General features: G+C 58.0%; 24 protein-coding genes and 5 pseudogenes. 10 read left to right on the forward strand and 19 right to left on the reverse strand.

Annotated elements, in window-relative coordinates; genetic code table 11:
- Positions 1 to 2 precede the first annotated feature (2 nt).
- Positions 3 to 948: pseudogene (locus N8E89_RS05050) on the reverse strand (GlxA family transcriptional regulator).
- A gap of 107 nt (positions 949 to 1,055) precedes the next feature.
- Here N8E89_RS05050 and N8E89_RS05055 point away from each other — a divergent pair.
- The gene (locus tag N8E89_RS05055) at positions 1,056 to 1,856 is read left to right on the forward strand and encodes an SDR family NAD(P)-dependent oxidoreductase (RefSeq protein ID WP_262261308.1); all 801 of its coding nucleotides are present in this window, start codon (positions 1,056 to 1,058) and stop codon (positions 1,854 to 1,856) included.
- Positions 1,857 to 2,032: 176 nt separating this feature from the next.
- Here the strand turns inward: N8E89_RS05055 and N8E89_RS05060 are convergent, their stop codons facing one another.
- The 3 genes from N8E89_RS05060 to N8E89_RS05070 all read right to left on the reverse strand — a co-directional run bounded on the left by N8E89_RS05060 (position 2,033) and on the right by N8E89_RS05070 (position 3,745).
- Positions 2,033 to 2,881 carry an aldo/keto reductase gene (locus tag N8E89_RS05060; RefSeq protein WP_262261837.1) on the reverse strand — a complete coding sequence of 283 codons (849 nt, stop codon included), beginning with the start codon at positions 2,879 to 2,881 and terminating at the stop codon, positions 2,033 to 2,035.
- Positions 2,881 to 3,381: a GFA family protein gene (locus N8E89_RS05065; RefSeq protein ID WP_106661918.1), complete on the reverse strand. Its 501-nt coding sequence runs from the start codon at positions 3,379 to 3,381 to the stop codon at positions 2,881 to 2,883. The genes N8E89_RS05060 and N8E89_RS05065 overlap by 1 nt, the downstream gene beginning before the upstream one ends.
- 76 nt (positions 3,382 to 3,457) lie before the next feature.
- Entirely contained in the window at positions 3,458 to 3,745 is a 288-nt protein-coding gene (locus N8E89_RS05070; protein WP_106661919.1) for a hypothetical protein, read from the reverse strand.
- A gap of 181 nt (positions 3,746 to 3,926) precedes the next feature.
- Here N8E89_RS05070 and N8E89_RS05075 point away from each other — a divergent pair, with 181 nt between their 5' ends.
- Positions 3,927 to 4,322: a MarR family transcriptional regulator gene (locus N8E89_RS05075; protein WP_262261310.1), complete on the forward strand. Its 396-nt coding sequence runs from the start codon at positions 3,927 to 3,929 to the stop codon at positions 4,320 to 4,322.
- Complete coding sequence (locus tag N8E89_RS05080; protein ID WP_262261312.1) at positions 4,288 to 4,494, forward strand: hypothetical protein; 207 nt, start codon at positions 4,288 to 4,290, stop codon at positions 4,492 to 4,494. Before N8E89_RS05075 ends, N8E89_RS05080 begins: the two co-directional genes overlap by 35 nt.
- A 26-nt stretch (positions 4,495 to 4,520) precedes the next feature.
- Here N8E89_RS05080 and N8E89_RS05085 read toward each other — a convergent pair whose 3' ends face one another.
- The 3 genes from N8E89_RS05085 to N8E89_RS05095 all read right to left on the reverse strand — a co-directional run bounded on the left by N8E89_RS05085 (position 4,521) and on the right by N8E89_RS05095 (position 6,664).
- Positions 4,521 to 4,886 (reverse strand): hypothetical protein, encoded by a 366-nt coding sequence (locus N8E89_RS05085; protein ID WP_262261313.1) that lies wholly within the window; start codon positions 4,884 to 4,886, stop codon positions 4,521 to 4,523.
- A gap of 124 nt (positions 4,887 to 5,010) precedes the next feature.
- Positions 5,011 to 5,532: an MgtC/SapB family protein gene (locus N8E89_RS05090; RefSeq protein WP_113172350.1), complete on the reverse strand. Its 522-nt coding sequence runs from the start codon at positions 5,530 to 5,532 to the stop codon at positions 5,011 to 5,013.
- 148 nt (positions 5,533 to 5,680) lie between these two features.
- The gene (locus tag N8E89_RS05095) at positions 5,681 to 6,664 is read right to left on the reverse strand and encodes an SDR family oxidoreductase (protein ID WP_262261314.1); all 984 of its coding nucleotides are present in this window, start codon (positions 6,662 to 6,664) and stop codon (positions 5,681 to 5,683) included.
- Between the two features lie 207 nt (positions 6,665 to 6,871).
- On the opposite strand from N8E89_RS05095, the pseudogene N8E89_RS05100 reads away from it, so the two are divergent.
- Together N8E89_RS05100 and ftsZ are read left to right on the forward strand one after the other, a co-directional pair.
- Positions 6,872 to 8,207 (forward strand): annotated as a pseudogene (locus tag N8E89_RS05100) (PQQ-dependent sugar dehydrogenase).
- A 240-nt stretch (positions 8,208 to 8,447) separates the two neighbouring features.
- Positions 8,448 to 9,485, forward strand: a pseudogene (gene ftsZ, locus N8E89_RS05105) (cell division protein FtsZ); the annotation flags it as partial.
- A 48-nt stretch (positions 9,486 to 9,533) separates the two neighbouring features.
- Here the strand turns inward: ftsZ and N8E89_RS05110 are convergent.
- Positions 9,534 to 10,304: a TIGR01458 family HAD-type hydrolase gene (locus N8E89_RS05110; RefSeq protein ID WP_106661926.1), complete on the reverse strand. Its 771-nt coding sequence runs from the start codon at positions 10,302 to 10,304 to the stop codon at positions 9,534 to 9,536.
- A gap of 164 nt (positions 10,305 to 10,468) precedes the next feature.
- Here N8E89_RS05110 and N8E89_RS05115 point away from each other — a divergent pair.
- Positions 10,469 to 10,775 (forward strand): annotated as a pseudogene (locus N8E89_RS05115) (hypothetical protein).
- A gap of 5 nt (positions 10,776 to 10,780) precedes the next feature.
- Here the strand turns inward: N8E89_RS05115 and N8E89_RS05120 are convergent.
- The 3 genes from N8E89_RS05120 to N8E89_RS05130 all read right to left on the reverse strand — a co-directional run bounded on the left by N8E89_RS05120 (position 10,781) and on the right by N8E89_RS05130 (position 12,293).
- Positions 10,781 to 11,044, reverse strand: a complete 264-nt coding sequence (locus tag N8E89_RS05120) for a DUF2312 domain-containing protein (protein ID WP_027231195.1) — start codon at positions 11,042 to 11,044, stop codon at positions 10,781 to 10,783.
- 131 nt (positions 11,045 to 11,175) lie between these two features.
- On the reverse strand, positions 11,176 to 11,496 hold the full coding sequence (locus tag N8E89_RS05125) for a DUF1244 domain-containing protein (protein ID WP_262261315.1): 321 nt from the start codon (positions 11,494 to 11,496) through the stop codon (positions 11,176 to 11,178).
- A complete protein-coding gene (locus tag N8E89_RS05130) occupies positions 11,493 to 12,293 on the reverse strand; it encodes an N-formylglutamate amidohydrolase (protein ID WP_106661929.1) in 801 nt (266 codons plus the stop codon). The genes N8E89_RS05125 and N8E89_RS05130 overlap by 4 nt, the downstream gene beginning before the upstream one ends.
- Positions 12,294 to 12,672: 379 nt before the next feature.
- Here N8E89_RS05130 and N8E89_RS05135 point away from each other — a divergent pair, with 379 nt between their 5' ends.
- Together N8E89_RS05135 and pyk are read left to right on the forward strand one after the other, a co-directional pair.
- The gene (locus tag N8E89_RS05135) at positions 12,673 to 13,098 is read left to right on the forward strand and encodes a DUF1036 domain-containing protein (protein WP_106662574.1); all 426 of its coding nucleotides are present in this window, start codon (positions 12,673 to 12,675) and stop codon (positions 13,096 to 13,098) included.
- Positions 13,095 to 14,531 carry a pyruvate kinase gene (gene pyk, locus N8E89_RS05140; protein ID WP_106661930.1) on the forward strand — a complete coding sequence of 479 codons (1,437 nt, stop codon included), beginning with the start codon at positions 13,095 to 13,097 and terminating at the stop codon, positions 14,529 to 14,531. Before N8E89_RS05135 ends, pyk begins: the two co-directional genes overlap by 4 nt.
- 142 nt (positions 14,532 to 14,673) lie before the next feature.
- Here pyk and N8E89_RS05145 read toward each other — a convergent pair whose 3' ends face one another.
- The 5 genes from N8E89_RS05145 to N8E89_RS05165 all read right to left on the reverse strand — a co-directional run bounded on the left by N8E89_RS05145 (position 14,674) and on the right by N8E89_RS05165 (position 17,500).
- Complete coding sequence (locus tag N8E89_RS05145) at positions 14,674 to 15,282, reverse strand: tetratricopeptide repeat protein (RefSeq protein WP_262261318.1); 609 nt, start codon at positions 15,280 to 15,282, stop codon at positions 14,674 to 14,676.
- A 62-nt stretch (positions 15,283 to 15,344) separates the two neighbouring features.
- A complete protein-coding gene (gene ykgO, locus N8E89_RS05150) occupies positions 15,345 to 15,470 on the reverse strand; it encodes a type B 50S ribosomal protein L36 (protein ID WP_027231189.1) in 126 nt (41 codons plus the stop codon).
- 167 nt (positions 15,471 to 15,637) lie between these two features.
- The gene (locus N8E89_RS05155) at positions 15,638 to 16,711 is read right to left on the reverse strand and encodes a 5-(carboxyamino)imidazole ribonucleotide synthase (RefSeq protein WP_106661932.1); all 1,074 of its coding nucleotides are present in this window, start codon (positions 16,709 to 16,711) and stop codon (positions 15,638 to 15,640) included.
- A 2-nt stretch (positions 16,712 to 16,713) separates the two neighbouring features.
- A complete protein-coding gene (gene purE, locus N8E89_RS05160; protein ID WP_106661933.1) occupies positions 16,714 to 17,211 on the reverse strand; it encodes a 5-(carboxyamino)imidazole ribonucleotide mutase in 498 nt (165 codons plus the stop codon).
- Positions 17,212 to 17,296: 85 nt separating this feature from the next.
- Complete coding sequence (locus N8E89_RS05165; RefSeq protein WP_106661934.1) at positions 17,297 to 17,500, reverse strand: YdcH family protein; 204 nt, start codon at positions 17,498 to 17,500, stop codon at positions 17,297 to 17,299.
- Positions 17,501 to 17,824: 324 nt separating this feature from the next.
- Here N8E89_RS05165 and N8E89_RS05170 point away from each other — a divergent pair, with 324 nt between their 5' ends.
- The gene (locus N8E89_RS05170; protein WP_099997692.1) at positions 17,825 to 18,004 is read left to right on the forward strand and encodes a YdcH family protein; all 180 of its coding nucleotides are present in this window, start codon (positions 17,825 to 17,827) and stop codon (positions 18,002 to 18,004) included.
- A 140-nt stretch (positions 18,005 to 18,144) separates the two neighbouring features.
- Here N8E89_RS05170 and N8E89_RS05175 read toward each other — a convergent pair whose 3' ends face one another.
- The 3 genes and pseudogenes from N8E89_RS05175 to N8E89_RS05185 form a co-directional block, all read right to left on the reverse strand.
- Complete coding sequence (locus N8E89_RS05175; protein ID WP_106661935.1) at positions 18,145 to 18,408, reverse strand: ArsR/SmtB family transcription factor; 264 nt, start codon at positions 18,406 to 18,408, stop codon at positions 18,145 to 18,147.
- 65 nt (positions 18,409 to 18,473) lie between these two features.
- Positions 18,474 to 19,659: pseudogene (locus tag N8E89_RS05180) on the reverse strand (MFS transporter).
- 169 nt (positions 19,660 to 19,828) lie between these two features.
- Positions 19,829 to 20,014 carry a DUF1192 domain-containing protein gene (locus N8E89_RS05185; protein ID WP_113172343.1) on the reverse strand — a complete coding sequence of 62 codons (186 nt, stop codon included), beginning with the start codon at positions 20,012 to 20,014 and terminating at the stop codon, positions 19,829 to 19,831.
- A 94-nt stretch (positions 20,015 to 20,108) separates the two neighbouring features.
- Here N8E89_RS05185 and N8E89_RS05190 point away from each other — a divergent pair, with 94 nt between their 5' ends.
- A complete protein-coding gene (locus tag N8E89_RS05190; RefSeq protein ID WP_262261322.1) occupies positions 20,109 to 21,113 on the forward strand; it encodes an NAD(P)H-quinone oxidoreductase in 1,005 nt (334 codons plus the stop codon).
- The last annotated feature ends 10 nt before the right edge of the window (positions 21,114 to 21,123 follow it).

Here is a 21,123-nt window from a genome sequence, read left to right on the forward strand (position 1 = left end):
AACTACGTTTGCGCTTCCGCCTGTGCGAGCCTTTGCATGAAACGCGGCGGCTGCCCGAAAGCCCGCAGGAAGGCGCGGCGCATGCGCTCCCGGTCCCCGAAGCCAGCATCGCGGGCGATGGTATCGATCAGGATCCGCCCGGACTCGATCATCAGGCGCGCCGCCTCGACGCGCAGGTTCTCGATTGCCTTTGCCGGTGACTGTCCGGTTTCCGCGTGGAACGCCCGGCTGAACTGGCGCGGACTGAGATGGGCAATCTCCGCCAGCTGTTCGACCGATAATTCCTTGTGCAGGTTCTCTCTGGCATAGGCGAGCGTCGTCTGGATGCGATCCGACTTCGGGTTCAGTTCGAGCAATGCCGAATATTGCGATTGCCCGCCCGCACGCCGATGATAGACCACAAGCTTCTTGGCGACCGACTTTGCGATCTCGATCCCCAGATCCTTCTCGACCAGCGCCAGAGCCATATCGATACACGATGTCATCCCCGCGGAGGTCCACACCGGCCCATCGATGATGAAGATGCGGTCTTCCTCCATCTTCACCTTCGGATAGGTGCGCTGGAAATCCCTTGCATGATACCAATGTGTCGTCGCCCGGCGCCCATCGAGTAACCCCGCCTCAGCCAGGATGAAAGCGCCGGTACAGATCGAGCCGATCTCGCCGCGACCTCGGAGCCACACGCCTCAGGAAAGCAACAATGCCGGGGGACACCGGCTCCACGTAATTGTTGCCGACAATCAGCACGGTATCAAAGGGCGCATCGCTGAACGGCACTGTACTGACAGCAAAACCTGCCGATGAAGCAACCGGATCGCCCGTTTCCGACAGCAGGCTGATATCATATTCCGGCTCATCCGCAGTTATATTCGCGAACTCGAAAACCGTCGCCGCCGCAAGGTCGAGGATTTGAAAGCCAGGAAACAGGATGATTCCGATTTGCTTCATCGAATTGACCTCCTTTTATGTCTTAAAAAGTGGTATATATGACATTTATGCCATTTCCATGCGGCTGTACAGTGCTCCCCATCAATAACGATCAACGGAGCAGCAAAATGTCCGACACTTTCAACAAGGGCACAGCCCTCATCACTGGCGCCTCGTCCGGCATCGGCGCCATATATGCCGATCGCCTTGCCAGGCGTGGTTATGACCTCATCCTTGTCGCCCGCAACCGCTACCGGCTTGATAGAATCGCGTCGCGCCTTACCACCGAAACCGGACGGACGGTGGAGGTTGTGGCCGCGGACCTCGGCGACAATGAAGGAATCGCGCGCGTCGAGGACATCTTGCGCACCGATGCCAGCATCACCTTGCTCGTCAACAATGCGGGTGTTGGCGCCACCGTTCCGCTCCTGCAGTCCGACCCGGGCAAAATGGATGCGATGATCACCCTTAACGTCGTGGCATTGACCCGCCTTGCCGCGGCGGCTGCGCCTGAATTTGTGGAGCGCGGTGCTGGGACAATCATCAACATCTCTTCGATCGTCGCCATATCCCCGGAATTGTTGAACGGCGTCTATGGCGGCACCAAGGCCTTCGTGCTTGCCTTCAGCCAATCGCTTCACCATGAACTTGCCGATAAGGGCGTGCGCGTTCAGGTCGTCCTGCCCGGCGCGACAAGTACCGAATTTTGGGATATTGCCGGCCTGCCCGTGAGCAATCTGCCCGAAGCCATTGTGATGCCGGCGGCAGACATGGTGGATGCCGCGCTAGCGGGCCTCGATCAGGGTGAACTGGTAACGATACCCTCTTTACCGGATATCGACGACTGGAATGCCTTCGAGAACGCCCGTCAGGCCCTCGGTCCAAACCTGTCGCACCGCCGGCCAGCGCGACGCCTGCTGGCAAGCTGACCGGCTATGCCAGGAACAGCCGGGACTCCAGGCCGGTTTCGTCATACCTCGCCCGACGATACAGTAGAGCGAGGTTCACCTACGCGCAGCATGTCGCGGCGGCGAACTGACACTTCACCATTGGTCGTTTTCCCGGGTGAGATCCAGGGTCAGAGCCTGTTAATCCGACCCTGGCCCTAGAGCATTTCCAGTGGCCGCTTGCGGCGTGGTGGCGGAAAGGCTTCATCCAGTATCGCAAGCTGCTCGGACGTCAGCTGCAGATCGAGTGCGCTGCGATTGTCCCGAATGTGTTGGAGAGTGCTCGATTTCGGGATCGCAATTACACCATCATGGCCGATGACGAAGGCAAGCGCCACGACTGCCGGCGTGGTCCCGCACTCCTTCGCCACGCGTGCAAGCGCCGGGTGACCCAACATTCGCCCCTGCTCGATGGGCGAGTAGGCCATGACCGGCACGTCGCGTGACTGACACCATGGCAACAGGTCATATTCGGCACCGCGCCGGGTGAGATTGTAGAGAACCTGGTTGGTCGCAACGGCGTTGCCGCCAGCAGTATTCTCCAGCTCTTCCAGATCGTCCGTATCGAAATTGCTGACGCCCCAGTAGCGGATTTTGCCTGCCTTGATGAGCTCCTCAAACGCGGCAACGGTTTCCGCAAGTGGATATCCACCCCGCCAGTGCAGGAGATAGAGGTCGATCGTCTCGCATTTCAATCGCATGAGGCTGCGCTCGCAAGCAAGCAGAGTGCCCTTGCGGGACGCGTTTGATGGCAAAACCTTGCTTACCAGAAAGACCTCGCCGCGGCGGCCGTCAATAGCCTCGGCAACTACTTCCTCGGCGCCGCCATTGCCATACATTTCCGCGGTATCGATCAGGGACAAGCCCAGGTCGAGGCCAAACCGCAGCGCATCGGCCTCTTGCTTGAACTGATGCTGGTCCTCGCCCATGAACCAGGTTCCCTGGCCAAGCACGGGAACCCTTTCTCCAGAGGGGAGTGTGGTTGTTCTCACGTCGTCTTTCTCCATCATGGCTCGCCCCGAAATGCCAGTTCGACACGGCTTTTCGCCTCCGCACTCCAGACCAGTTCCGAATCGTAATCCCCTTCAAAGGCGGGAATACCCTCCGGCAACGCAACCCAAGCGTGCTTTGTCGCTGTGAAACAGTGAACGTCGGGCACCAGCTGACTCGCGTCGTCGAGTGTGCCGGCAAAGACGATTGGAATTGTCTCCCCGAGCAGGGAATGGTGGCTCCACAGCGCCACAAAACAGTGCGGGCAACGGTAAATGATCTGGCCTGCCGGGAGAGTCGATGGCGTATGCACCGCGTCGGGCTTGCCGTCGCTGATAAGTGTAAGCCTGTCCGCTTCGATCATTGCGTTGACGGCGAACGCCGAGCCGCTCATGCGCTGGCAATAGCGGCAATGGCAACCGTGAACGACGATTGGTGCGCTCTCCAGGCGATACCGCACATGACCACAAGCGCAACCGCCAACCAAACGGTCCGAACGTTGAGAGTTCTCTTTCATCGATGATCAACCTCCTGGACCTAGTCCAGCATTGATCAAACTTTGGTGCAAGGTCCTGAGTTTTGCGGCGTCCGCGCTACGCGCTACGCATTATTTGCGTTAGCCTCTCGGCAGCTTCTGCAGCCAGGTTGGTGAAGATATTGTCGAGATCTTCGGCAACCTGATAATAGGACTCCGGTAAATCGTCGAGCTCCATCTTTTCGACAATTTCTTCCATGTCCCTCGCATGTTTCTCAAGAAATTTATAGATTTCGGCAGCTTGCTCCGGTGTCAACGTGGCATGGGCCAGCATTTTAGGAATTTTCTTTCCTAGCACCGTCGCCAGCTCGTTCTTCTCCCGCAGAACTTCCAACCAGTTTGCCACTGATTTTTTTCCCCTCCACCGCGAGCTGCCGCAGAGCTGTGGCCAGACTTCAACTAATCCTTTAGTATTAAATATGTCTTCTAGTTCGCCGCGATTTGGTGTATTGTGCAGTGCGTAATTTTCATTCGCACGTGCGAAATGTCTTGCGGCAGCATATTTAGCCCTATCCCAGGAGTGCTCGATGATATCAGATTTGCTGCAACACATTGTTGAAGCCGGCGCGGTGGAACAGAACGTGAGCAAGCAGGAGGCTGCCGAGACTGTGCGGAGCCCCGCTCACACAACCATTATTACCCACTTCGAACTCGCGCGAACGCTGGAACGCGCGAACCGGCGCTTTGCGACATTTTTGCAGGCCGAGATGACGCGGCAGGGAGTTCAGGAGATTGGTCCTGCCCATGCCATGCTTCTCCTGACGATTGGCGATGACGAGCTTTCGGTTGGTCAGCTCATGGATCGCGGACCCTATGGCGGTACCAATCTTTCCTATTATCTCAAGCAGCTTGGCGAGTGTGGATATATCGAACGCATCCCCCTGGCGCGTGACAGGAGAACCGTGCGGATCTCGTCTTACTGAAAAGGCGCGGGAGCTCTGCGCCGACCTGACGGAAGTTGCCGCCAAGTACCATCGCCTGGTTGCTGGAGATCCCGAAAACATCCGCAAGATGGAAGTCGCCTTCGAAACGCTCGACCGGCTCGAGCGCGCATGGGCGACTGCGGCCATCTTCGGCTCTCCCGGCGAAAGATGATCACCAGCCCTGGAGCAGGTTTTGTTCTAGACCACGTTGATGCGGTTTTCTTCCCTCGAGTTTTGCCAGATACAGCCCGCGGTCAGCACGCGAAAAAACTCCGGCGCCGTATCGCCGGACCGTAGTGCAGTAACGCCCGCAGAACATGTATAGGAAAATTCCGGCCATGCCTTTAATGGCCGTGCGGAACGAATCCGCGTGAACACCCGTTCAAGAATCCGGACACCCTCGGACAGCTGTTCGTCTGGAGGGATATTGTAAGCAGCCCGTAAGCTCCGGTTTGCATAAGGCAGCACATCGTCCTGGTCATAGAGCGCGATGAGGGCAAGGCTGTCCGCCTGCAGCGACAGGAGATTGCCGACAAACTCATCTGGATTAGCGAAGGATTCCATACTCACCGTAAATCAAAGACAGGCTTGGGATATAGAGCCGGGAAGATTCAAATGGAACCGGTTCTGTTTCTCGGATGCCGAGACAATCTGCGCGAAGTGGCGGCAAATGGCCGTCACGATGAAATCAATGGTTACCCGCCTCATCGTCCGATAACTTGCCGCTTCCTCTGCGCTCCGCACCCATCCCGATCTCAAGACGTCGAACCACAATCAGCAGAAATACCGCCATCAGGGAAGCCGGTATGGCGATCCACCAGAACCCGAGGCCGCTGGCAAGTCCAACCGATGAGGCAAGCCATAGGGCTGCGCCGGTGGTGATGCCCCGGACTTCGCCGCGCGAGACGATGATAAATCCGGCAACCAGGAAGGCCACACCGCTTGTCGCCGCCTCAATCAGCCGCAACGGATCCATCCGCACGCTCTCCCGCTGAAACTCCGGCACTGCAACGGTTTCAAGAGCGACGATCGCGAATGTGGCCGATGCCATGCAGACCATTATGTGTGTCTTCAATCCGGCTGGCCTGCGTCTCCATTCGCGCTCCATGCCGAGAAGAGAGCCCAGTACTGCCGCGAGGAGTAGCCGCGCCAGTATCGACGAAATTGGCAGTGTGGTTTGCGGGAAGGTAAGGTCGAGAAAATTTTCCATACAGGCACGAACCTTTCGGGGAGACAGCTATTCAACTGATGAAAGCGGGGAAAGTTCCTGACAGAGGCCGGTCACCCGCTGTTAACGGGTGGCGATGCGACCAGCTCGCCACCATATCGCGAAGGAGTCTGGTCTGCGTGAGCCGGCCTCAATAACCGCCGACTATCGGCAGAATTTCGCCTGTGATGTAGCTGGAGCAATGGGGCGAAGCCAGAAATACATAGGCGGGCGCGATCTCCTCAGGCTGGGCCGGGCGCTTCATCGGGGTATCCGCGCCGAATTTTGAAACGTCCTTGGCCGCCTTGTCGGCAGGATTGAGCGGCGTCCAGACTGGACCTGGCGCCACGGCGTTTACCCGGATACCGCGCGGAAGCAGGTTCGCGGCCAGTGCCCGGGTGAAGGCATGAATGCCACCCTTTGTCATGGAATAGTCCAGGAGGTGCTTGCTTCCCATCAGGCCAGTGACAGACCCTGTGTTGATGATTGCCGAACCGGGTTTCATCCACTGCGCTGCTGCCTGCGCAAGAAAGAAATAGCCGTGAAGGTTCGTCCTGATGGTCTCGTCGAAATGTTCCTCGCTGATATCCTCGATATTCTTCACATGAAGCTGAAATGCAGAATTGTTGACCAGAACATCGAGCTTCCCGAATGCCTCGGCCGTTTTGGCCACCGCATCCCGGCAGAAAATTTTCTTGCGAACATCTCCCGCAATGACCAGACACTGCCTGCCCTCTTTCTCGACAAGTGCCTTCGTCTTCCCTGCGTCCTGCTTTTCGTCGAGGTGGATGATCGCGACGTCCGCGCCTTCCCGGGCAAACAAGACGGCTACTGCCCGCCCTATGCCGGAATCGCCGCCGCTGATCAGGGCCACCTTGCCGTCCAGTTTTTTTGAACCGAGGTAGAACGGTGCGTCGAACATCGGCGCGGGATCGAGCCTGGCTTCGATGCCGGGCTTTTTCAGGTGCTGCTTTGGAAAGGGCGGAACCGGGTAGATGCGGGCCCCGGTCTGCGGTGCCTCGTCATTGGGCTTGCTGTCGTTCCCGGCATCCTTGTCGACTTTCGCCTGGATGGCACGCTGGCGCGCCGCCGTGTCCTTGCCCGCCTGGCCGCGGGACTTTGCAGTTTGCGCCATCGCCTTCCCTTTCCATCAGTGCGGGTGCTTTGCTGATGCTGCTTAAAAGCATGAACCGCCGATCGGTTCCGGGTCTGCCTCTCCTCTTGTGCTTGAGCCTGTGTTTTCATCAATGCAGTTTCAGGGGAACCCTGATGAACCCAAACTGTCGTCGTGCGTTAATGTGATAGGCTTCCCCGAACTCATCCAGCGATCGCGGTGTGACACATGAAATCGGCATCTTACGCTATTGCAATTGTCACGGTCGCAGCCTTCACCTCGGGGTGCCTAACCGGCGACGCCCAGGACGAAGCCGGCCTTGCGGATCGCGGCTATGGACCGGATCCGGTGTTGCCGCCTCCCCAGACTGCATTGATACCGACGGTCAAGATCGCGGAAGCAAATCCATGGCCTGAAAATGTCACGCCCAAGCCGGCAAGGGGGCTCCGTGTCAACGCTTTCGCAGCGGGCTTTGATCACCCGCGCTGGTTGCATGTTCTGCCCAATGGCGACGTACTCGTTGCCGAGACCAATGCCCCAGCCAAGCATGACGATGGTTTCAGCCTGCGAAAATGGATCATGGGGCGCATCATGAAACGTGCAGGCGCGGGCGTTGAAAGTGCAAACCGCATCACCTTGCTGCGCGACGCCGACCGTGACGGTGTTGCGGAGTTTCGCAGCACGTTCCTCGAAGGTTTGAATTCACCCTTCGGAATGACCCTGTCGAACGGCAAGCTCTACGTAGCCAATACCGATGCCATCCTCGCTTTTCCGTATTCGAGTGGTGATACCAGGATAACCGCATCGCCCGAAAAAAATAGTCGACCTGCCGGCCGGGCCGATCAATCACCACTGGACCAAGGACGTCATCGCGAGCAGGGATGGCCGCAAGCTCTATGCCACCGCCGGTTCGAACAGCAATGTCGGAGAAAACGGCATCAAGGCGGAAGAAAATCGAGCGGCGGTTCTGGAGATCGATCTTGCGAGCCGCAAAATGAGGGTATTTGCCGCAGGATTGAGAAATCCCAACGGACTTTCGTGGAATCCGGACGACGGCAGACTTTGGGTCGCCGTCAATGAACGCGATGAAATCGGTGACAATCTCGTGCCCGATTACATGACCTCCGTAAAGGATGGCGGTTTCTATGGCTGGCCCTACAGTTATTACGGTCAGCATGTCGATGCGCGGGCCAAGCCGCCGCGACCGGACCTCGTCCGGCGGGCCATCAAGCCCGATTATGCTCTCGGCTCGCATACGGCCTCGCTGGGGCTGACATTCTACACGGCCTCGCTGCTCGGTCAGGAGTATCGCGGTGGAGCTTTCGTTGGCCAGCACGGGTCGTGGAATCGCAATCCGCGCAGCGGCTACAAGGTTGTTTTCATTCCCTTCCGGAATGGAAAGCCACAGGGTGCACCCAAAGATATACTCACCGGCTTTATCAGCCCTGACGACAAGGCATGGGGGCGTCCCGTGGGCGTCGCAGTCGACAAGGCCGGCGCGCTGCTGGTCGCAGATGATGTCGGCAACGTCGTCTGGCGTGTGGCGCCCGCAACCGCCAGGTAAGACGCGCGTGCCCTGCAGCAGGTAGTGCAAATTTGAGGAATGCCGGTGCCCAGTTCCAAATAAATCCGCTCTATTCGTCCTCTCTTGGTGATTTTCCATCCGCACGGGTTGCACATACAGGCGGTGTCTGATTCTTTGCACCCTATTCCGGAACGCGATGTTTTGATCTCGCCGCCCGACCGGAATTCGAAAAACCGCAATTGAATTGTGCGGCGGGGCAGATCAGCTAAGGAACCGAAAATGTCGATCAACCTCAGAAAACCGGAAATATCCGAGATGAAACCCAACATCACCGTTTTCGGTGTGGGCGGTGGCGGCGGCAACGCGGTCAACAACATGATCCGGGAAAAGCTGGAGGGGACGGATTTCATCGTCGCCAATACCGATGCCCAGGCACTGACAATGTCGAAAGCCAGCCGTCTGATCCAGCTCGGCACCCACGTGACCCAAGGTCTCGGGGCCGGGTCAGCTCCAGAAATCGGGCGGGCCGCGGCTGAGGAATGCATCGACGAGATCATGGATCACCTGTCCGGTACCCACATGTGCTTCGTCACGGCGGGCATGGGCGGCGGGACCGGAACGGGTGCAGCTCCGGTCATCGCACGTGCCGCGCGCGCCGCCGGAATACTCACCGTTGCGGTTGTGACCAAGCCCTTCACCTTCGAAGGAACGCGCCGTATGAGAATGGCGGACGAAGGTCTGAAGGAACTTCGGGCCAGCGCTGATACCGTTATCGTCATCCCCAACCAGAATCTCTTCCGCGTTGCCAACGCGGCAACGACCTTTGCCGATGCCTTTGCCACGGCCGACAGAGTGCTTTACTCCGGCGCCGCATGCATCACCGATCTGATGGTGCGCGAAGGCCTGATCAACCTCGATTTCGCCGATGTCAGGGCCGTCATGAGGGACATGGGGCGGGCCATGATGGGGACGGGCGAAAGCTCTGGAGAAGACCGTGCAAAAGCTGCTGCGGAAGCCGCTATTGCCAATCCCTTGCTGGACGTCGCCTCCATGAAAGGCGCGAAAGGCGTGCTGGTTTCGATTTCCGGCGGACGCGATATGACCTTGTTCGAGGTTGACGTCGCCGCCTCGCGTATTCGTGAAGAAGTCGACGACGAGGCCAATATCATTCTCGGGGCCACCTTCGACGACGCTCTCGAAGGCGTATTCAGGGTATCGGTGGTCGCCACGGGTATCGATCAGGACGATGCCGCCATGGTCGAAAGCGCCGCAGCGGCGGTAAGCGAGAGCAATGTTGCTGCAATGCCCTTCCTCCGGCGGCAGACTGTCTAGCGTCAGGCCCTGTTAGGGCGCTGTCGCCAGGCTTCAACTGCGCGCGGCGAGGATCCAGTCAACCGCCGTGGATATGTCATCAACTGTTGCTGTTGGCGGCGGTGTGAAACGGTGCTCGTCACCGCGGCGGTACTTGCCCGTCCGCACGAGCAAGGCGTGAGCAAGTCCGGCCTGCAGGGCACCGGTGACATCTGTTTCCGCGTCGTCGCCCACCATCACTGCCGCTGCTTTGGGACAGTTCATGCTGGCAAGCGCCGACAGGAAGAATGCGGGGGATGGCTTTCCAAGCACAATCGCGCGTGTTTGGCTGGCGAATTCCAGCGCCGCAACGAATGGCCCCGCATCGAGGCTGAGTTTTCCGTCCGTGTCCTTGAAAGCCCGGTTCGGCGCCAGCGCCACCAGTTTTGCGCCGTCGATCAACGCACGAAACGCCTGGTTCAGCGCCAGATAGTTGAAGGTTTCACCGGCATCGCCGACAACGACCGCCTTTCCTCCGCTGGCGGCCAGATCGTCGAAATCCGGCAGCAGATCAGGGTGAACCAGCAGTTGTGGCGATAAATTGTGTTGCTGAAGCCATGTGCGCGCCGCTTGCGCCGGGGTGAACAACTCGCCGTCCGAAGCGGGAAAGCCAAGTCTGCCGAGCTGGTCGAGAATGGCTCGCTTGGCGGTGCGTGTCGTGTTGCTGACAAAACGGATGGGAAGGCCCGACTCGCGCAGCCGGACAACAGCCTCTGCTGCGCCCGGTACAGGCTCTTCGCCATCATAGAGGACGCCCGCAAGATCGAGAAGCACACCACTTATCATCGAAATAGAATGACACGGAACCGCATCAGGTCAATTCTACCGGAAGTTTGCGGGATCAGACACGCGACCCGGACCATGGTAAGGTCTTTGCCGTCTGCTTTCGGATCATTTGCGGCTGCTCTGCGTTGATATGGTATCAGCCACGCCAAATTGGGGTAACGACCATGAACACAGCCAATCTTCAGCTCGAGGGCCTTTGCCTCGCCATTGCAGCAATCAACCGGTCACTCGTCGCGAAAGGATTGCTCACCGACACCGAGATCGATACCGCGCTGCGCAAGGCCGAAGCCGTCGCCGTCGGCGACGAGCGGGCTGTTGAACAGCTTTCGCCAGCCAATCGTGACGCAGTCTGCTTCCCGATCTCGGCTGCTTCAGCTGGCAAACAGTTCAGGGGCCGACACACCGTGGTCGTTCTCCCACCTTGCAAGAATGGTCGGTGAAACCAAGCGGCCCTACAATGATCAGCTCTAGCCGGCTTACTCCATGCCCAGAGCGTTCATGTAAAGTTCGAGGATCGCTTCCTCTTCCTTACGCTCATTGGCGTCCTTCTTGCGCAGGCGGACAATAGTGCGGATGATCTTGGTGTCGTAGCCGCGCCCCTTGGCCTCGGCCATCACTTCCTTGATGTCGTCCTGGAGCGTGGTCTTTTCTTCCTCGAGGCGCTCGATGCGCTCGATGAACTGCCGCAGTTCCGCAGCCGCTACACCCTCGACACCACCCTGCGCCGCCAAATCATCCATGCTCTTAACTCCGCTCTCTCGAAACTCGTTGTGCGACTCATGTCATGTCGCCCGGACGGTTCCGATGCCCGACCAGTGCCTCAAGAGTCAAGACAAACAGACTCTGTAACATCAATCGTGATGGGATGAACTTAATGCGAGAGCTTGTTGGGCGAGGGCTTGTTCGCTTCAAAAGCTGCCTTCTGGGCGTCGCTCGCCTCGCGCTGATGCTTGGCCTGCCAGTCCGCATAGGGCTCGCCATAGACGATCTCTCGCGATTCCTCCTTGGAAAGCGCGATGCCGCTTCCCTTGGCCGCCTCGCGATACCAGTTGGACAGGCAATTGCGGCAAAAGCCGGCCAGATTCATCAGGTCGATGTTCTGCACGTCGCTACGTTCGCGCAAATGTTCCACCAGCCTTCGAAAAGCGGCAGCTTCGAGCGCGGTGCGCTGTTCATCGGTTATATTGTTCATGGTCTGAACTCCTCGATCGGCCCGGTCCGGGAGCCGAATTGTCTGGCTTCATGCATATCGGGGTTGGCATTCATCGCTTCAAGGATCGGCGCGAGGCGATCCGCCCAATGGGCGATGCCCGTCTCTTCGGCAATCAGATCCTGCCGTACCTCGATCAGCGCATGGGCAAGCCCCGGAACGATACAATGCTGGAACATGGTGTCGTTGCGCAGCGCTCCGTCATAGGGTTCATTGTCCCCGACGATCAGCTGCGGGTCGGCACGCAAGCCATCGAGCAATGGCAACACCGCCCGCGGATCCTTGTCCCACAATATGCCCGCGTGCCAGGGGCGCGGCGTGGTCTTCCAGAAAGCGGTGAAGGAATGGATCGAGATGATCAGCGGCGCCTTGCCGCTTGCCGCGATCACCGCTGCGATCGTTTGCGCAACCGCCCGGTGATAAGGGCGATAATATTCGTTGAGGCGCTTTTCGCGCTCCTCGATCGGCATCGGATTATTGCCCGGAATGATAGCCCCGTCGGAAAGCCGCATGATCAGCGTCGGATCGTCCTCGCCCCGGTTGGGATCGATCAGCAAGCGCGAAAACCCGCCAAGCACGGCGGGAACGTCAAGCATCGCGGCCAGTTTGCGAGTTAAGCGTTCAACCCCGATATCATAGGCGATGTGCCGCTCGAATTCGGACGAAGCCAGCCCGAGCGAGCCGTATTCCTCCGGCAGATCGCGGCTTGCGTGGTCAGCAAGCAGCACGAGGCTCCGCGCCTTGTCGCCATCGACGAGATGAAAGGGAGAGAACGGCATTCGATGAAGCACTTTCAAGATGAATCGAGCTTGTTTTTCGTGTTTCCCGGCTGCGGTGTCAACGCAACGAACATTCTTTTGTCGCACTGTTGCCAGAACTTCGCATTCAAACGATTAGCGCGTTGACAATGCAAGTGAAACTGCCGAAAAAGAAGGTCAAAGATGGACGGAGGCAATATTGCGCAGGGGCATCAGAGCGATATGGGGTCACGTTATATTCCGCGCTGAACAGCATCGCCGGACACGATTAGGCAGCGTTCCAGAGCAATTCCAGGAAAAGTGGGAACCGGCTTTCCGTTCGGAATTGCGTCAGGGCAAAACGCGAGCGTATTTCCGTCTTCCGAAGATAACCGGCAATACTCTAGCGGCTTTTTTATTCATATTTGCAGCGGGCAGTTTTATAGCCCCCGAAAAGGCCCATGCCGATTTTCGCGTGTGCAATACAACACAAAATCTCGTGGGCGTGGCGCTTGGCTACCGGGCGAAGACCGGCTGGATCACCGAAGGCTGGTGGCATGTCAATGCTTCGTCCTGCACGACGCTGGTCGTCGGGCCGCTGACATCGCGCTATTATTACCTCTATGCGGAAGACGCGCAAAGCGGCGGCCGCTGGGACGGCAAGGTGAACATGTGTGTCGCCGAAAACCAGTTCAAGATTACCGGCATCAACGACTGTTTTGCACGCGGATTTCAACGTGCCGGCTTTCAGGAGTATGATACCGGCGAACAGACGAGCTGGATGGTCCAGCTTACGGAAGAAAATCCTCCCTCATCTCCAATTGTAACGGATACCCCTCCTCAATGAGACGCCGCCGTAAGGTCAAAATTCTAGCCACCCTGGGTCCCGCTTCCTCCGACGAAGCCATGATCCGTAAGCTGTTCGAAGCCGGCGCCGATGTGTTCCGCATCAATATGAGCCACGCCAGCCACGAACTGATGCGCGAACTCGTGCGCCGCCTGCGTAATGTCGAGAAGGAAGTGGGACGGCCGATCGGCATTCTTGCCGATCTTCAGGGACCGAAGCTGCGTGTCGGCAAGTTCAAGGACGGCAAGGTTGATCTCGTCGCCGGTCAGACCTTCACGCTCGACGACAATGATACGCCGGGCGACAATACCCGCGTGTTCCTGCCGCATCCGGAAATTCTCGAAGCCGTCGAGCCCGGCCATCGCCTTTTGATCGATGACGGCAAGCTGGCTCTGGTCGCCGAAGCTTCCGACGGCAAGTCCATCCGCTGCCGCGTCGTTTCCGGTACCCGGATTTCCGACAAGAAGGGGGTCAGCCTGCCCGATACGACGCTTGGCGTTAGCGCCCTGACCGAAAAGGACCGGCGCGACCTCGATGCGGTTCTGCATGAGGAAATCGACTGGGTGGCCCTGTCCTTTATCCAGCGGCCCGAGGACCTTGCCGAAGTGCGCAAGATCGCCCGCGGCCGCGTTGCCCTGCTTTCGAAAATCGAAAAGCCGCAGGCGGTCACCCGCCTCGACGAAATCATCGAACTCTCCGACGCTCTTATGGTCGCCCGCGGCGATCTTGGTGTCGAAATGCCGCTAGAATCGGTTCCCGGCATCCAGAAGCAGATCATCCGCGCCTGCCGCCGGGCCGGCAAGCCGGTCGTCGTCGCCACACAGATGCTGGAGTCGATGATCACCGCCGCAGTCCCGACGCGTGCCGAGGTTTCGGACGTGGCCACCGCGGTATTTGAAGGCGCTGATGCCGTCATGCTCTCGGCCGAATCCGCCGCCGGCGATTATCCAGTCGAAGCGGTGTCGACCATGGCCCGCATTGCCGAGGAGGTCGAGCGCGATCCGAACTATCCCGGCATCATCCATGCCCAGCGCCCCGAGCCCAATGCGACCGGCGCCGATGCGATTTCGCTCGCAGCACGCCAGATCGCCGAAACGCTCAACCTCTCGGCGATCGTCACCTATACCGCCTCGGGCACAACCGGACTGCGCGCGGCGCGCGAGCGGCCGTTACTGCCGATCATCGCGCTTTCGCCGGTGGTCGAGACGGCACGCAAGCTTTCGCTCGTCTGGGGATTGCATTGCGTTGTAACCGAGGATGCCAGCGATCTTGATGATATGGTCGATCGTGCGTGCCACATCGCCTATCAGGAAGAATTCGGCAATCCGGGTGACCGCATCATCATCTCGGCTGGCGTACCGCTGCGTACGCCCGGCTCGACCAATATGTTGCGTATTGCCTATATCGGCTCGGATGGGCTGACTGGAATTTAGGCTGTGTCGAACAGGGTCATTTCGTTCCGGCACAGTAATGGAACGCAATGACCCAATTCTTGCTCAAGGACTGCTGGTTCTCACCCGGCAATCGCCGAATCTGGCCCAGGTTCATCCACCAATGCGGGAAAAATGGTTGTGATTACGTGCGCTGGCCGGTGAGTTCATCGGCCAATTCACCCGCCTGCTTCTGCGCCTCGCGCATCATCGGATAGACTGTCAGAACCCGCTCGAAAGCCTGCAAGGCGGCTTCCTTGCGTCCGGTATCCTTCAGGATCGCTGCCATACCCGCCATCGCCCCGAAATGCCGTGGCTCCAGCGCGAGGGTCTTCTGGATGTCGGCCATGGACCGGCCGTAATCATTCATCATGAAATGCAAGGTCGCCCGCCGGTTCCACCCTTCCGCATAGTCCGGCTTCATCACGACCACCTGGTCGAGAAAGTCGAGGGCAACGGGATACTTCTTGTCTTCCATGGCCTTGGCAGCCCAGCCCATCATCAGGTCGACGGTCGCGCTACCGGAATTCTGCCATTGCATCTGGATGAGCGAGGCGATGCGCGCAGCCTTCACCTCATTGCTCTCGCGCTTGAGAGATGCAAACAGATCATCAAGCCGCGCCGAGCGCTTTTGCGCGAGCGTTTGATTGGGCAAGGCTGCCTGCTGCTCGATGGGCGTCTGCGCCTGCGCCATTGCGGGCACAGGCAAACCCGCCAGTAAAGTTCCAATCGAAAATACAAAAACGCTCCGCATGACACGGATGGTAGTCCGTATCAGCGAAACGTCAAATGCAAATAACCGTGAGACGGATACGATCAGCCCTGGCGCGCTTTAAAGCGTGGGGCGGTCTTGTTGATGATGTAAATCCGGCCCTTGCGACGGACCAGCTGGTTGTCACGATGACGGGCCTTCAGGGCCTTGAGGGAATTCTTGATCTTCATTTCAGCACCGGTATCTTTACGCCCGAAACCGGGCACCAATAAAAAGCGCGCCTGTAAAGCGCGCCGGAAACACGTTGCGGGGAAATAGCCAAGGATTACCCGCATTGTCAACACCCGGCTTACGATTCATCGCGTGATTCAGAGCAGAATCACGCATTTATTCGTCGTTACAGTCTTTTCGTGATCCGCGTCACATGTCCCATCTTGCGGCCGGAGCGCGCTTCAGCCTTACCATAAAGATGCACGACAGCCCCGGTTTCCTGTAGAAGCATTGGCACCCTGCCGATGTCATCGCCGATCAGATTTTCCATGACGCAATCGGAATGACGCCTCGTATCGCCGAGCGGCAGGCCGGCAATCGCCCTTATGTGCTGTTCGAATTGCGATACGGCACAGGCCGCTTCAGTCCAGTGGCCCGAATTGTGCACGCGCGGCGCAAATTCATTGGCAAGCAATGTCCCGTTGGCAAGCACGAAGAACTCCATGCCGACAACGCCGACATAATTCAGCCCGTCCAGCAGCTTGCGCGCCGAATCGGCGGCCAAGCCGGCAATTGTCGAGGAAACAGAGACGGGCACGGAAGATGTGGCGAGAATACCGTCCTTGTGGACGTTCTCCGCAATGTCGTAGACCTTGATATTGCCGTCCTCATCACGCGCGGCGATCACTGAAATTTCGCGGGTAAAATCAACCAGTGCTTCGAGGATAGAAGGTACGCTGCCAATTGCGGCGAAACCGGATTTCGCGCTTTCCCCCTTTGCGCCCGTAAACTTGATCTGACCCTTGCCGTCATAGCCGAAACGCCGCGTCTTCAGGATGCCTTTGCCATCAAAGGCAAGGAGCGCCGCCTTGAGATCCCCTTCATTCTCGACGATGCGCCACTGTGCAGTCTGGATGCCTGCCTTATTGAGGAAGCGCTTCTCGGCTACCCGATCCTGCGAGACCTTTAAAGCCTCGGGCGGAGGAAAAACCGCCTTGCTTTCATTGAGCATCTCTACCGAATCCACCGGAACATTCTCGAATTCATAGGTGACGACATCGCTAAGCTCGGCAAGTTGCTCAAGTGCATTCGGATCGTCATAGGCCGCCACAATGTGCTCGCTCGCAACTTGCGCCGCGGGGCAATCTTCCTGCGGCTCCAGAATGACTGTCCTGTATCCAAGCCGCGCCGCCGCCATGGCGAGCATACGGCCGAGCTGGCCCCCGCCGATAATTCCAATTGTTGACCCTGGGGAAATCATCTTCACGCCTCGTCAGAAGGTCTCATCGCGACCTTATCGCTCTGCGCCTGCCGGAAATCATCGAGCCGCTTCGCCAGGGCATCATCATTGAGCGCCAGAACCGCTGCCGACAACAAGGCGGCATTGACGGCTCCTGCCCGGCCAATCGCCAGAGTGCCCACAGGAATGCCGGCTGGCATCTGCACGATCGACAGAAGCGAATCCTGCCCCGAAAGCGCTTTTGATTCCACAGGCACACCGAAGACTGGCAAAGGCGTCATCGCTGCGGCCATACCAGGCAGATGCGCTGCGCCACCGGCGCCGGCGATGATGACCTTAAATCCCGCTTTGCGCGCGCCCTTGGCGAAATCCACCAGCCTGTCGGGAGTTCTGTGCGCGGAAACGATACGATCGTCGTGGGAGATGCCGAGGGCATCCAGCGTTTCGGCAGCATGGCGCATGGTCGTCCAATCGGACTGGCTTCCCATGATGATTGCGACGTCAGCGCGTTTGTCTGCCATTGAGCATCCTCTATCGAGATGGGGGCATTAAAGGAAAACCCGGAGCTCCGCAAGCTGCGAGCCAGGTGAGAAACCTCTTGAGAAATCAGGCGATGATATCGGGAATGATCTTGTCTTCAAGCTCAATGAGCTTGTCTTTGATCAGCAGCTTTTTCTTTTTCATTCGCTGGATACGAAGCTGGTCGCAGCCCACCTGGATCATTGCTTGTATGGCGGCATCAAAATCCAGATGCTCTTGTTTCAATCTTGCGACTGCCAATCTAATGTCAGCCTGATCCTGGTCGGACATGCAGTGATTCCCGGTAATTTTTGCCGCGCATAATTCTAAAACCGCAGCCGGTTTTTGGAAAGGACTATACGCAAATTTAAAGTGCTACTGCTTACCCTGCGCGAAAGAGGCGCATGCGGCAATAGTTCAGAATCCAGTGTTTGGTCCAGGGCAACGCAACCCCTTACCAGCACGTCGCCATATCATATTTTAAGAAACAAGAAAATCCTACGAAACAAATTCGACAATTGCTTAAAGTGGTGGCAGAGTGTCACGGCTCTGTCATAAACTTGCCACCTGGCAGGCAGAGCGTGAGTAGGGAAAACCAACCAAGGGAGAAGCCGGATGGCCATTGAGTCTCATCTTGAAACGCTTGAACGTAAGCATGGGGCGCTCGAAAAGGAAATTTCCGACGCGCTGTTAAGTCCCGCCTCCGACGACCTGAAGATCAGCGATATGAAACGTCGCAAGCTTATGCTCAAGGAGCAAATCGAAAAGCTCAAATCAGTCGTCACCCATCATTAATCACGATAAGGACCATACCGCGAAATTCCACTCGATAGCTTGAAAGCATCGTGCTGGCAGTTACAAAAAAGCCCGGCCCTCACGCTGATGACGGGCCGGGTTTTTTCGTCGCCTACAGAGCGGCCAGAGCAAAATTTGCTCTATTCATTCCAGAACTGGTCCAGCCACAGGTTCAGGTGGAAAAAACCGTTGGCGTCGACTGCATAGATCCGGCGTGTGCCTTCGGATTTGACCGTTACCAGCTGCGCATCGAGAAGTGCCTTGAGGTGCTGGGAAACTGCGGGGCGGGAAATTGGCAGGCCTGTCGCCAGTTCGTTCACGGTTTTTGGCCCGCGTCGAAGCTCCTCCAGGAGATAGCGGCGGTTCGGATCAGAAATTGCTGCAAAGGCATCCGTTTCGACCATGAAGGATAGTCATTTTAAACCGGCAGGAATGTCAACGAATTTCGTATCGGGCCTAATCCAACCGCTCACTCGGGCAAGTTTTCGGCCCGCGGATCCAGCCTGACACCCTCGGGTGTTACGCGCTCGGCACCGACCGTCTGAAAGTTATCCCTCAGCTCAATGGGCACCGGTGCCCGCATGCGCGAGCGGATGATCGCGTGGGTCATGATCGAGGCGTGGGCCAGGGCCGTTACTGCAAAAAGCCCTTCCGGCGTAATGCGCTCCATGGCCCAGGCTCCAAGGATCGGGCCGATCATCGTGCCAAAGCCATAAAGCAGCAGAAGCCCGCTTGTGACTTTGACAAAGTTTTCCGAGTCGGAAAAATCGTTCGCATGGGCGACCGCCACGGGATAGAGCGTGTAGGCAAGGCCGCCATAGACCGCGGTCATGGCCAGAATGACATAGGCATGGCGCGGCGCAATCAGGAAAATCAACAGGCCTATCACAGCGGCGGCGCCACCAACCATGGCAAGCACATAGCGTCGATCCGTGCGGTCCGACATCCGGCCGACCGGAATCTGCATCAGCGCACCGCCCATGACGGAGGCGCTCATCATCAGGGCAATTTCCGTCGTCGATATGCCGGTTGCCGCGCCATAGACCGCACCAAGTGTACCGAAAGCACCATTGGCAACGCCAATCAGGATACAGCCGAGGAAAGCGACGGGGGAATTGCGATAGAGCGCCCTGAGGTCAAGCTGCACTTCGGTCAGGGGTTTTGGACTGCTCGCAGTGGAAATTGCTGTCGGGATAAGCGCCAGACAGAAAAGGATACCGGACATCATGAAGAACGTCCCCGTATGCACGTCACCGAAGCCGATCATCATTTGCCCGACAGTTATCGATGCGAAATTCACAACCATGTAGAGCCCGAATATCTGGCCGCGATTGGCGTTCGTCGCGCGCTCGTTGAGCCAGCTTTCGATCACCATGTAGGATCCGGCCATGGCGAAGCCGGTCAAGGCGCGCAGCACGATCCAGGCAGTCGATCTCGACCAGTATACCGGTCATCAGCGCGACGATCGCTGCGATTGACGCAAAAGCGCTGAATGCGCGCACGTGACCGACACGGCGGACGAGACGCGGCGCCAGCAGGCAGGAGGTGATAAAGCCACCAGCCCAGGCCGTACCCAGAAGCCCCAGGGACGTCGTCGAGAAGCCCTCCGCTCCACCCCTCAACGGCAGTAGCAAACCATGCAAACCCGATGCCATGACGAGAAAGGACGTGCCGCAGAGGAGTGCGAAGACCTGAATGAACGAACGGAACACGGCAAACCCTTCAAGCGAATCGGAAGTGGACCCGCACAGGATCGTGCAGGCGGTGAGTTCGTGTCATGCAGTAATGCGGAAACTTGATGACATCCGCATAACTTTTGTTGTCTCAGCGGAACAACGCCTCGGCCGCAACCTTACTGTCACCCTTGCGGGAGCGTTCCTCTTCGAGCCGCGTTATTTCGGCACGCAGGAGCGTGATTCGCTCGTCAAGCTCCGCAACTGACAATAGCGACAGGTCCTGGCCAATATCGTGAATGATTTTGCGCCTTGGCTCTTCATCGAAAAGTGACATCATTTCCTCCACTTGTCGCTCTAGAGTGCGAGAATACAGCCCAACTGCTTGGAATTGCAAATTATTCTGGCGAATCAATATTGAGGTGGATCCTATGGCCGATAAAATTCCAACGACAATGACGGCGATCGAGATCACGCAGCCAGGCGGACCTCTGGTGCTCAAGGCGGGGAAACGTGGTGTCCCCGAACCAGAAACGGGCGAGCTTTTGATCCAGGTCCGCGCGGCCGGCGTCAATCGGCCAGATGTGTTGCAGAGGCAAGGTCATTATCCGCCACCGGCCGGTGCCTCCGATATTCCCGGTCTGGAAATCGCCGGTGATGTCGTTGCCATCGGCGAAGGTGTTACGCGCTTCCGTATTGGCGAGCGCGTCACAGCATTGGTTTCAGGCGGCGGATATGCGCAATACTGCAATGTGCATGAAACCAATGCGCTGCCAATCCCCGCTGGTTACGGCTTCATTGAGGCTGCGGCGATTCCGGAAACCTACTTTACCGTCTGGCACAATGTATTTGAGCGCGGCGGCTTGCAGAACGGCGAAACCTTCCTCGTCCATGGCGGCTCCTCCGGGATTGGCACCACCGCCATCCAGCTTGCCAGCGCTTTCGGAGCCTACGTCATCACCACGGCGGGTTCGGATGAGAAATGCGAAGCCTGCGTCAAGCTTGGCGCGAACCGTGCGGTCAATTACCGCCACGAGGATTTTGTCGAAGCGGTAGAAGACGCGACTGGCGGCAAGGGTGTGGACCTGATTCTTGATATGGTCGGCGGCGACTATATCGAGCGCAACTACGATGCAGCGGCCGTCGATGGCCGCATTGTCCAGATTGCCTTCCTGAACGGCGCCAAGGCGCCCACCGATGTTTCAAAACTGATGGTCAAGCGCCTTACCCATACTGGTTCAACCCTGCGCGTCCGGTCCGTTGACTTCAAGGCAGGCATCGCCCGCGAACTGGAGCGGAAGGTCTGGCCGCTGCTGGTCGAGCGCCGTGTTGCACCTGTGATCGACATGGTCTACCCGCTGCATGAGGCTTGGCGCGCGCATGAACGGATGGAAGACGGCCAGAACATTGGCAAGATCGTGCTCGATGTGAGCTAAAAATGCCAAA

The organism is Phyllobacterium sp. A18/5-2 (genome assembly GCF_025452215.1).
GTDB lineage: Bacteria > Pseudomonadota > Alphaproteobacteria > Rhizobiales > Rhizobiaceae > Phyllobacterium > Phyllobacterium sophorae.